Source organism: Kineosporia sp. NBRC 101677 (assembly GCF_030269265.1).
Classification (GTDB): domain Bacteria; phylum Actinomycetota; class Actinomycetes; order Actinomycetales; family Kineosporiaceae; genus Kineosporia; species Kineosporia rhizophila.
Map to the genome: position 1 here is coordinate 311,289 of NZ_BSTA01000009.1, position 10,697 is coordinate 321,985.

At 66.0% G+C, this 10,697-nt stretch carries 10 protein-coding genes, 2 tRNA genes and 1 pseudogene; 3 read left to right on the plus strand and 10 right to left on the minus strand.

The annotated features are described in order from the left end of the window. Positions 1-57: 57 nt before the first annotated feature. From clpX to QSK18_RS25950, 5 genes are all read right to left on the minus strand, one after another. Entirely contained in the window at positions 58-1,338 is a 1,281-nt protein-coding gene (gene clpX / locus QSK18_RS25930) for an ATP-dependent Clp protease ATP-binding subunit ClpX (RefSeq protein WP_232810068.1), read from the minus strand. Between the two features lie 122 nt (positions 1,339-1,460). After that, positions 1,461-2,171: an ATP-dependent Clp protease proteolytic subunit gene (locus QSK18_RS25935; protein WP_232810067.1), complete on the minus strand. Its 711-nt coding sequence runs from the start codon at positions 2,169-2,171 to the stop codon at positions 1,461-1,463. Between the two features lie 66 nt (positions 2,172-2,237). Next, on the minus strand, positions 2,238-2,813 hold the full coding sequence (locus tag QSK18_RS25940) for an ATP-dependent Clp protease proteolytic subunit (protein ID WP_232810179.1): 576 nt from the start codon (positions 2,811-2,813) through the stop codon (positions 2,238-2,240). Between the two features lie 441 nt (positions 2,814-3,254). Beyond that, positions 3,255-4,643, minus strand: coding sequence for a trigger factor (gene tig / locus QSK18_RS25945; protein ID WP_232810066.1), 1,389 nt, complete (start codon positions 4,641-4,643; stop codon positions 3,255-3,257). 236 nt (positions 4,644-4,879) lie between these two features. Beyond that, a tRNA-Pro gene (locus QSK18_RS25950) sits at positions 4,880-4,953 on the minus strand. A gap of 122 nt (positions 4,954-5,075) precedes the next feature. Here QSK18_RS25950 and QSK18_RS25955 point away from each other — a divergent pair. Beyond that, a tRNA-Gly gene (locus QSK18_RS25955) sits at positions 5,076-5,149 on the plus strand. 84 nt (positions 5,150-5,233) lie between these two features. Here the strand turns inward: QSK18_RS25955 and QSK18_RS36035 are convergent. The 3 genes from QSK18_RS36035 to QSK18_RS25965 form a co-directional block, all read right to left on the minus strand. Then, positions 5,234-5,443: a type II toxin-antitoxin system HicA family toxin gene (locus QSK18_RS36035; RefSeq protein ID WP_352396644.1), complete on the minus strand. Its 210-nt coding sequence runs from the start codon at positions 5,441-5,443 to the stop codon at positions 5,234-5,236. Then, positions 5,436-5,657: a type II toxin-antitoxin system HicB family antitoxin gene (locus tag QSK18_RS25960; RefSeq protein ID WP_232810051.1), complete on the minus strand. Its 222-nt coding sequence runs from the start codon at positions 5,655-5,657 to the stop codon at positions 5,436-5,438. Before QSK18_RS25960 ends, QSK18_RS36035 begins: the two co-directional genes overlap by 8 nt. Positions 5,658-6,569: 912 nt before the next feature. Continuing rightward, a complete protein-coding gene (locus QSK18_RS25965) occupies positions 6,570-6,794 on the minus strand; it encodes a hypothetical protein (RefSeq protein ID WP_232810050.1) in 225 nt (74 codons plus the stop codon). Positions 6,795-7,352: 558 nt separating this feature from the next. Between QSK18_RS25965 and QSK18_RS25970 the strand changes: the two genes are divergently transcribed. Beyond that, positions 7,353-7,562 carry a hypothetical protein gene (locus QSK18_RS25970; protein ID WP_285624317.1) on the plus strand — a complete coding sequence of 70 codons (210 nt, stop codon included), beginning with the start codon at positions 7,353-7,355 and terminating at the stop codon, positions 7,560-7,562. 76 nt (positions 7,563-7,638) lie between these two features. Here the strand turns inward: QSK18_RS25970 and QSK18_RS25975 are convergent, their stop codons facing one another. Then, positions 7,639-9,159 carry a leucine-rich repeat domain-containing protein gene (locus QSK18_RS25975; protein WP_285624319.1) on the minus strand — a complete coding sequence of 507 codons (1,521 nt, stop codon included), beginning with the start codon at positions 9,157-9,159 and terminating at the stop codon, positions 7,639-7,641. Between the two features lie 112 nt (positions 9,160-9,271). Beyond that, positions 9,272-10,171 carry a GNAT family N-acetyltransferase gene (locus QSK18_RS25980; RefSeq protein ID WP_285624322.1) on the minus strand — a complete coding sequence of 300 codons (900 nt, stop codon included), beginning with the start codon at positions 10,169-10,171 and terminating at the stop codon, positions 9,272-9,274. A gap of 113 nt (positions 10,172-10,284) precedes the next feature. Between QSK18_RS25980 and QSK18_RS25985 the strand changes: the two are divergent. Beyond that, positions 10,285-10,575 (plus strand): annotated as a pseudogene (locus QSK18_RS25985) (YdcF family protein); the annotation flags it as partial. Positions 10,576-10,697 lie beyond the last annotated feature (122 nt).

The following is a 10,697-nucleotide window of genomic DNA, read 5'->3' on the forward strand; positions in this document are numbered from 1 at the left end:
GTCCTCAATTGATGGACGTGGGTGGTCGCCTCGGTTCGGTTCCGGCGGCCCGGTGGGTCAGGCCGACTTCTCGCGCCGCTCCCGCGGCTTGCGGACCGGTGCCTCGCGGGGCACCAGGGTCGGGTTCACGTTCTCCAGCACGACCTCGCGGGTGACCACGCAGCGGGCCACGTCGTCGCGGCTGGGCACGTCGAACATGACCGGCAGCAGGACCTCCTCGACGATCGCCCGCAGACCCCGGGCGCCGGTGCCGCGCAGGATGGCCTGGTCGGCGATGGCGTCGAGCGCGTCGTCGGAGAACTCCAGCTCCACGCCGTCGATCTCGAACATCCGCTGGTACTGCTTGACCAGCGCGTTCTTCGGCCGGGTGAGGATGCGCACGAGCGCCTCCCGGTCGAGGTTGGAGACCGTGGTGATCACCGGCAGCCGGCCGATGAACTCGGGGATCAGCCCGAACTTCAGCAGGTCTTCCGGCATCACGTCGGCGTAGGAGTCGGCGTCCGCCTTCGGCTGGTGCAGGGGGGCGCCGAACCCGATGCCCCGCTTGCCCACCCGGGACTGGATGATCTGGTCCAGCCCGGCGAACGCCCCACCCACGATGAACAGCACGTTGGTGGTGTCGATCTGGATGAACTCCTGGTGCGGGTGCTTGCGCCCGCCCTGCGGCGGGACCGAGGCGGTCGTGCCCTCCAGGATCTTCAGCAGCGCCTGCTGAACCCCCTCGCCGGAGACGTCCCGGGTGATCGAGGGGTTCTCCGACTTCCGGGCGATCTTGTCGACCTCGTCGATGTAGATGATCCCGGTCTCGGCCTTCTTGACGTCGTAGTCCGCCGCCTGGATCAGCTTCAGCAGGATGTTCTCGACGTCCTCGCCGACGTAACCGGCCTCGGTGAGAGCGGTCGCGTCGGCGATGGCGAACGGCACGTTCAGCATCTTGGCCAGGGTCTGGGCCAGATACGTCTTGCCGCAGCCGGTCGGGCCGATCAGGAGGATGTTCGACTTGGCGATCTCGACCGGCTCGTCGCCGCGCCGGCCGGGCTCGCCCGCCTGGATCCGCTTGTAGTGGTTGTACACGGCCACCGCGAGGCTCTTCTTCGCCGGCGTCTGCCCGACCACGTACTGCTCGAGGAAGTCGAAGATCTCCTTCGGCTTCGGCAGCTCGACCAGGCCGAGCTCGCTGGCCTCGGCCAGCTCCTCCTCGATGATCTCATTGCACAGGTCGATGCACTCGTCGCAGATGTAGACGCCGGGCCCGGCGATGAGCTTCTTCACCTGCTTCTGGCTCTTTCCACAGAAAGAGCACTTCAGCAGGTCGCCACCGTCTCCGATGCGTGCCACGCGCAGTCCTTCCTCCGGGGGGCTTACTGGCTCTCCGCCACGTCGTGCATCCGACCGGCCCCAGCACCATTCAACGCCACTGGGACGCCGCTGTCAGCGGCACCCCCTGTTCGGTCGGCGTGTCAGGCGCCGGACGGGGGCGGGGTGGAAACCTGAACGCCCTTACGGCTACTGAGCACCTGGTCGACCAGACCGTACTCAAGAGCCGCTTCGGCGGTCAGGATCTTGTCCCGCTCGATGTCTTTCTGCACCTGCTCCGAACTGCGGTTCGAGTGCAGTGCGATGGTGTCTTCCAGCCAGGTACGCATCCGCAGCACCTCGTTGGCCTGGATCTCGATGTCCGACGCCTGGCCGTAGTCGCCACCCGACATGGCCGGCTGGTGGATCAGCACGCGGGCGTTCGGCAGGGCGAGGCGCTTGCCCTTGGTGCCGGCCGCCAGCAGCACGGCGGCGGCCGAGGCGGCCTGGCCGAGGCAGACGGTCTGAATGTCCGGCTTCACGTACTGCATGGTGTCGTAGATTGCCGTAAGGGCGGTGAACGAGCCACCCGGGCTGTTGATGTAGAGCGTGATGTCGCGGTCCGGGTCCTGGCTCTCCAGCACGATCAGCTGGGCCATGACGTCGTCGGCGGACGCGTCGTCGACCTGCACACCGAGGAAGATGATGCGGTCCTCGAACAGCTTCGTGTACGGGTCCATCCGCTTGAAGCCGTAGGCGGTGCGCTCCTCGAAGTTCGGGAGCACGTAGCGGCTGCTCGGCGCGGCGACCTGCGGGGAGGCGCTGCGACCGGAACCCGGCAGGTGCAGGCCTGCGTGGTGGTCGGGGTAGCTCATCGGGTCACTCCTGATGCTGACTGAGGCCGGTGGGATCGATGTCGGACGGGCGGGCGGCGAGACGGCTCAGACGCCGGTGCCGCCGCCGCCGCTGACGTCACGCGCGGAGCGGACCACGTGGTCGACGATGCCGTACTCCAGGGCTTCCTGCGCGGTGAACCAGCGGTCGCGGTCGGAGTCCTTGGTGATGGTCTCGACCGTCTGCCCGGTCTGCGCGGCGATCAGCTCGGCCATCTGCTTCTTGATGTGCAGGATCTGCTCGGCCTGGATCTTGATATCGGTGGCCGAACCGCCGATGCCGCCCAGCGGCTGGTGCATCATCACGCGGGCGTGCGGGGTGGCCGAACGCTTGCCCTTGGCCCCCGCGGTCAGCAGGAACTGCCCCATCGAGGCGGCCAGGCCCATCGCGATGGTGGCCACGTCGCAGGAGACGTACTGCATGGTGTCGTAGATCGCCATGCCGGCGGTCACCGAGCCACCGGGCGAGTTGATGTAGAGGTAGATGTCCTTGTTCGGGTCCTCCGCGGCCAGCAGCAGCATCTGCGCGCAGATCGCGTTCGCGTTCTCGTCGCGCACCTCGGAACCGAGGAAGATGATCCGGTCCTTCAGGAGGCGGTTGTAGACGTGGTCGTCGTAACCCATGCCGGGTGACGCCGTGCGGGCCACCGGCTGGTCGAACGAATTCGTCGCCGGGGCGCTCCCCGGAACGATCAAGTGGCTCACGATGTCGCTCCCCAAAACGTTGGCACCTAGTCCGGCTGCCTGAGCCGGGTACCGGGTGGACCACCCGGTGCATTGACCCTAACGCGGACCACTCCCGGTGATCCTCCCCTACCGGCCGTTGTTCGCTGTGGGCGCATCGGGGCCCACGGTGCATGACCCGGATGGCCTCTGACCAGGCGACACGCCCCAGGGGGCGAGACCCGTAGGAGTGAATGACCGGGACCGGCGGCCGATTTCACTGGCGTCCCACCGGGAGTGGGGGCCGGATCGGTGGTCGTACTTCTGCGGAAAGCAGAACCGGCATCCCGACCGAGTTTCGTCGATCCGGATGCCGGTTCTGTCTGGCCCGAGCTACCTGCCTCAGAGGGTGGGCAGCGCCGTCGGGTCGTCCGACTTCTTCTTCTCGCCCTGCTCCTCGGCGACCTCGTCCTCGACGACCTCACCCTCGAGGGCGGCCTCGTCGCCCGCCTCCTCGGCGCTGGCCGGGAAGAGCTCGGCGAGGTTGATCTCGTTGCCCGACTCGTCCTTCACCTGGGCGCGCTCGAGCACCTGGGCCAGCGCCTTGCGGCGGCCGACCTCGGCCACCATCGACGGCACCTGACCGGCCTCGTCCACGGCCTTGATGAACTCGTTCGGGTCCATCCGGTACTGCTGGGCGCTGGCGAGCAGGTACTCGATCAGCTCCTGCTGGCCGACCTGGACCTCTTCCTTCTCGGCGATCGCGTCGAGCAGGAGCTGGGCCTTGAACGCCTTGCGGGCCTCGACCTCGACCTCCTCGCCGTGCGGGTCGTCCTCGGCCTTGCCCTCCTGCTCGAGGTGCTGCTTGACCTCGGCCTTGATGATGCCCTCGGGCACCGGGATCTCGACGGCCTCGAGCAGCTTCTCCAGCAGACGCTCACGCGCCTGGATGCCCTGCTGGTAGCGGGCCTCCTGGCCGGCCTGCTCGGAGAGGCTGGCGCGCAGCTCCTCGAGGGTGTCGAACTCGGAGGCCATCTGGGCGAACTCGTCGTCGGCCTCGGGCAGCTCGCGCTCCTTCACCGACTGCACGGTGACGGTGACGTGGGCGTCCTCACCGGCGCGCTCGCCACCGGCCAGCGGCGAGTCGAACGTGGTGGTCTCGCCGGCCGAGAGGCCCGGCAGGACGTCGTCCATGCCCTGCAGCATCTCGCCCGAGCCGACCCGGTAGGAGACGCCCTTGACGCTGTCGATCTCCTCGTCGCCGATGGTGGCGGCGATGTCGATGCTCAGGAAGTCGCCCTCGGCGGCCGGGCGCTCGACGGTGACCAGGGAGCCGAAGCGCTCGCGCAGCGTCTGCAGCCGCTCCTCGACCTGCTCGTCGGCGACCTTCACGTCGTCGACGGTGACCTCGACGGCGTCGAGGGCGGGCAGCTCGAACTCGGGGCGCACGTCGACCTCGGCGGTGAAGGCCAGGTCGCCGCCGGTGGCCGGGTCGGGCACGGAGGTGACGTCGACCTCGGGCTGGCCGAGCGGGCGGATCTCGGACTCCTGCACGGCCTGCGTGTAGAAGCCGGGCAGGGCGCTGTTGACGGCCTCCTCGATCACGACGCCGCGGCCGAACCGCTGGTCGATGATCCGCGGCGGCACCTTGCCCTTGCGGAAGCCGGGGACGGTGACCTGCGAGGCGATGCTCTTGTAGGCCGCGTCCATGCTCGGCTTGAGTTCGTCGAAGGGCACCTCGACGGTGAGCTTGACCCGGGTGGGGTTGAGGGTCTCGACGGCGCTCTTCACGAGGGGACTTCTCCTGGCCTTTGGACAACTGAGGACGATGCGGCCCGCTGTCGGCCCCGCCGCCGGCAGCGCGAGCGCGCGCCCAGGGGCAGGACAGGCATCATGGCCTTCGGCACATCCTAGCCGCGCCACGAAGGCGGGTAGGACAGGCCCGGCCCACCCTAGCCACTATTCGTGACAGGGGACCTGAACCAGGGCTGTGACCAGCCCAGATGTTCTGCGCATCACTGCGCTCGTCGGGGTACCCGGATTCGAACCGGGGGCCTTCCGCTCCCAAAGCGGACGCGCTACCAAGCTGCGCCACACCCCGCCGCCCGCCCGGCCGCACGTAGATGTCCGACCGCCCGGGTGACAGGCAGTAGGCTACGACACGTCGGAGGAACCGTTCGCCCGGTTTCCGGATTTCCGGCTATCGTACGAACTGCTCCACACGCGGGTGTAGCTCAATGGTAGAGCCCCAGCCTTCCAAGCTGGTCATGCCGGTTCGATCCCGGTCACCCGCTCCACCGGCAAAGGGCCAGGTCAGAGGCGTGAAGCCTTCGATCCTGGCCCTTCGTCGTGCGACCATTTCCATACAGCGTGCCAGATGGTCAGAAGTCCGAAGGCCTGAGTCCGGCCTGCCGGCAGATGGAACGAAAAGTTCCGATCTTCAGATGACCGCGACTCATCGGAACGATCACCACCCGAACCGGATCAGCGCTCGAACGAAACTTGGCATGAGAGCCGCGCTGATGAACCAGCTCGAAACCGTGGTGCCGCAGCACCTTGGCCACCGCGTCCGACGACGGCCCCTCAGGCACTCTTCAGGGTGATCTGCTCGACGTGCGCGTCCGCGACGGTCTGGAACAGATCCGTCTCGGCGGTGTCATCGAAATACAGTTCCAGCGCTTCACGGAGGTTGGAGAGAGCCTCAGTCTCGGTGTCGCCTTCGCTGGCGACATCGATGTTCAGGCACTGAGCCACAAACCCGTCGTCCTCGCGGTACACGACCACCTGCAGCGTGCGATCACCCATGGTCCACCTCCCTGTTCTCAGGATACCGGTCCGGTCTCCGGCGGCGTGCCAGATACGAGCCGGATGGGTAGGCCGTCCGAGGTCACTCCAGGCCGCTCAAAGCACCTGACCACCGAGCAAAGTCCCAGGTAACCTCCTCAGATCGGAGGCTCCCAAGCTGGTCATGCCGGTTCGATCCCGGTCATCCGCTCTCCGCACGAAGGGCCAGGTCAGCGGCACAAACCACTGAACCTGACCCTTCGTCACGAGGACGACAACGGGTGTCTGCGGGCCAGATGGGCCACCCACGGGCCCCAGGCCCCACCGATCTCGTCCTGCGAACGGAACCGCCCCCCGCGCCAGGTTCAGATGTTCCCAAGGACCGCGGACCTGCCCCTGTGGGCACTGGGCACCCTGAAGGACTGATCTCCAGGCGGTGGGCCGAGGTCTTGGTCGATGACGACCACGGGAGCAAATCACGCTCCGCCGGATCTGGGGCAGGACTGATTGACTGCTTACAGACGATTCGTCGCGGATGAACGGCCACCACGTCCACCAGCTCTTCACAGCCTTTGAAGTCGTCCGGATTGGCCGTGTACAGGGCCAATTCAACACTGGCCGCCGGGGCCGCAATCATCAGGTCCGAGGATCGCTTGCGCGGTCCACGTCCAGTCGCACGAACGGCTGCGCAGAGTTGGCCGTAGAGCCGGGCGGCTGCCTGATTATACGGGAGCGGATCGAAAGTCGCCTCCACATGCTGCAATACAGCTACCCGTCTGGCCCGTTTCGCCGGATCGTCGGTGGCATGCGGACCGAACGACAACTCCCCCAATGTCACCGCCGTAATCAGAATCAGGTCAGGCAGTTCCGCAGGATCGTAGAGCTTCAGGGCAGCAATGATGTTGGTATCGACGACCGCAGACTCGTGCACAGTCACAGGCCTGTCCCCTCGTACGGATCGTCCAGGTCCTGACCGACGACGCGGTCCAGATCGGCTCGCAGTTCATCAGCGTCTACCGCAGGGGCGGTAGCAAAGACAGCGAAGACCTCTTCCTTGGGAACCGCCCGGCGCCGCCGGATCGGAACCATTCTGGCCAGCGGCTCACCGTTGAGGGTCAGCGTGTAGGCATGGCCCTGCCGAAGGTCGCGCGTGATCATGCCCGAGTCCGCCACGAACTGGCGGACGCTGACATGCGTCGGCTGCTCCCTTGGAATGGCTATGACCAAATCTTACCTCGCCGTACCACGGCGTGGTACGGCGAGGACTCGGGTGCGCCGGCCCGCCCTTCGGTGACCTCAGCCCTCACAACCACTGATACAGGCAGAGGACCACATTCGCGGCACACGCGAGTTCGAGGATCAGAAGAACAGGAACGAGATCACCGGAGACCGCCGTATCCGCCTGGAGATCCCTCTGTCCCAGATCTTCGGCCAAGATTATCAGCGCCACATTCACGGAATACGACGCTCCGGCTCCAAGACCAGACCGACCGGGGATCCACCCGACAGCCTTCCACCAACCATCTCTGATTTCACAGACGGTACGATGTTCGCGTTCTTCCGAAAGGCAGAAGACGGCGAGTACAAGCTCCGCACCATGTATCCGAAACCCAAGGACGAAACATGAGCACCGACCCGGACATCGCCACCTTCCTTGAATATTCAGGCCGCATGATGAATGTCAACGATCTCTTCGCCAACTGAGAGGAGGAGTTCGTGGACGACATGACAGCCCTGCGCATCGACTCCATCAAAGAGAGTTTCCGACGAGGTTTCGCGAAGAGTCTCGGCGGGCAGATCACCCCTCGTGACTATGAAAAGGCGACAGACTGGGAGTTCGAAAGCCCTGAAGAGCTTCATGACCATTTGAAAGCCCTCTGGGCCAAGTTCTACGGCGATGCGGACCCCGCCGAGAGCCTCAACTGATGACGCAGAGAATCGAGAGCGGCAGCTAACTTCCAAGCTGGCCGTGCCGGCTCGACCTTGCGAGCCCGAACCCCGCTCAGGCCAGGCCGCCGACGTAGATGCCCTGGTCACGCAGCTCGTCCATACCGCGCAGGGCGTTCGGGTCGCTGCCTTCCAGATCGACGCCGAGAAGGGCGGGCAGGTCGCGAAGTGGGGTCAGGTCGGTGACCGGGTTCCCGCCGACCCACAGTTCGTCCAGCTTCGGCAGGTCGGCGAGCGGGGCCAGGTCGCCGATCCGGTTGTGGGAGACATTCAGCATGGTCAGGGCGGGCAGTTCGGTGAACGAGGCCAGGTCCTCGATCTGGTTCCGGCGCAGGGTGAGGCGGTCGAGAACAGGGCTGCCGCTGAGGGGCTCGATGACGGTGATCTGGTTGTCGCCCAGGTCGAGTTCGGTCAGGTTGGGCAGGTCGCCCAGTGGGGAAATGTCGGCGATCCGGTTGCCGGACAGGCCCACGGCGTAGAGATCGGCGAGGTGGGCGAGCGGGGCCAGGTCGGTGATCTGATTGCCGGATGCGCCGAATTCTCGAAGAGTGGTCAGAGCGGCCAGCGGCGCGAGGTCGGTCACCTGGTTGTTGGTGATCTGGACGCTGGTCAGGCCGGGAGTGCGGGCCAACGGGCTCAGGTCGCTGATCCGGTTGGTGGGTACTGCCAGGCTGGCCAGGTTGGGCAGGTGCTCCAGGCCGATCAGAGACTGGATCTGCCCGCCGCCGTTCAGGTCCCCGTTACAGGTGAGCGCGAAGACGCTGTCGAGCTCGCGGCTGGACGTGGCCTGCTCGGCGTTCGAGAGCCCGACGGTGGTGGCCACGCAGGCCGCCAGGGCAGGATCGGGAAAGAGGTCGGCCAGTTTGGTTCGGCTGGCCAGACGGTCGTAGGCCCAGATGCCGGCCCCGGACAGTAGGGCGACAACCAGAAGGACGGCGGGGAGGCGGGTGCCCAGGCGGGGCAGCGCTGGGGCGGAGACAGCTGGAGCGGGCATCACTGCGGCGGCCGGCAGCAGGAGCGCGGCGCAGGCGGTAAGGGCTGCGGCCAAGACGATCCACCACTGGACGGAGCCACCGATGTAAGACAAGCTCTGGACCGAAAAGGCGAGCAGGGCAACGGCATAGAGCAAGGTAAGAGCGGCGCCTCCAGCCGTGGCGAGGCTTGCGATCAACCGGTCGCCGGAGAAGCGGGCCACGCCGGCCAACAGGAGCACGACGCCGAGGGCGGCCAGGGCCAGCGGGGCCATCACCACGGCGGTGTTCGTCGCCACCTGGGTCATCGGAAAGTCCATGCTCAGCAGATGAAGCGCGTCGGTCTTCCAGGCTTTCCAGGTGCCGTAGGTCATGGCAATCAGGCCCACCACCACCGCCGGGCCGCCCCCGACGACCGGTGCCTGGATACGCGAAAAGGTCACTGCCGCAGGTGCACTACCGAAGGCCACGAGCAGGACCAGAGGCAAGGTGGGAGCCTGGTGAGTGTGCCGGAGCAGAAGCGCCGTGGCCAGTGCGGCCAGGCTCAGCAGGACACTCACGCTCAGGAGCCAGCTGGTTCCCGACGGCGTCCGAGAGATCGACATGCGAGGAATCCTGCCGTAACCGACAACCGCGACGATTCCTCCCCGAGTACCGATGTGGCGGTACCTCAGGGGGAGAGGCACTCAGACCAAAGGACCTGTCGAAGCAGCGACATCAAACTGCTTCCGGGCGTGCAAGTCTCACCTGGTGTTCTATGTCCTCGAATCCCAGCCGCCGGTACAGCTCAATTGCGTGATAGGCCGGGTCCGCCACAATGACCAGCTTCGAGGCACCCCGGTCGGTGAGCCCCCACCTGCCCAGTCGCTGAACCAGCGCGGAGGCCAGGCCTTGGCGGCGAAAGGCCGGATGAGTCTCCACACTCTGAAACCGGGCAAGCCCGCTGTCGTCGGTGAACAAGCCAGCTCCGCAACGCATGACACCGTCGACGAAGGCGCCGAACCAGACCCCGTGACCGGCCTCGACAACGGCCCGGTACTCCCGCGCCCGGGTCTGGGCGCGTTTCGGGAGGCGTGGGTCGGGCGCCCCCTCATGCAGAGACAGACGCAGTTCGACCGACTGGGCCCAGTCCTCATCGCTGTGTAGAGGCCGAATTTCAAACAGAGGATGTTTGTGGGCCCTCCTCGGTAGGTCGGTGGCCGTCAGGACCGTATCGACCTGGATGTCGAACCCGAGCGCGGTCAGGCCCTCGGCGTCTTCGACCGCGCCGTCCACACTGTCCAGGCCGAGGGCCACATGGCGAGCAGAGGGAAACTTGCGAGCGAACTCAGCGATCCACCCCTGCCACTCTCCGGCAGGCGGCGCCGAGCGCAGAAGCAGATAGTTGCCCCACCAGAAGTGGGGGTTGGACGGGGTACGAATGACCAGATGAGAACCCCGGTCAACAGTCTCCGAGCCCCCAAAGCCGTGAATCATCAGGTCGGTCCGGTACCCGAGCGAGGCTACGTCCACCGGGCTGAGGATAACGACCAGGCCCGGCCTTTCACCACGGATATTGCCTTTTGGCAGGCATTGAGAACGCCCATGTTCCTGCTGTTCAACGTCACCGACCCCCATCCTCGCCATACTGTCCTCCAGTCGACGCGCCTTCACCAGTGAGCGCATTCCGGTCAAGGCAACAACGAACGCGAGGTGCCCCAGTGATTCAGGAAAATGTTGGACGCCCTTCGATGACGGCGACGGGCTGGCCCACCAGCATTCGGGCAGCGGTCCGGGTGCTCTGGGACTACCACGACCTGCATCACACACCGGAACCAACGGACGTCGGTGTCGGCCTGGGTAGCCACGACCTCGGCGTAGCGACCTGCGCAGCTCAACTCCACCTCGGCGGTACGTTCCCACTGATCGTCTTCACCGGGGCGAACGCCCCGACCACGATCGAGCGCTTCCCGAGAGGCGAGGCCGTTCACTACCGCGAACACGCTCTTTCTCTTGGCGTTTCGGAACGGGCCCTACTAGTGCTTTGTTACATCCGCTTCTGACTTGTTTGTTCTGTCCGGAGCTGTTTGACTACCGGGGTGGACAGGGGCGAACTGGAGCGGGTGCGGAAACGGCTGCAGGAGTTCACGTCCGAGATTTTCTC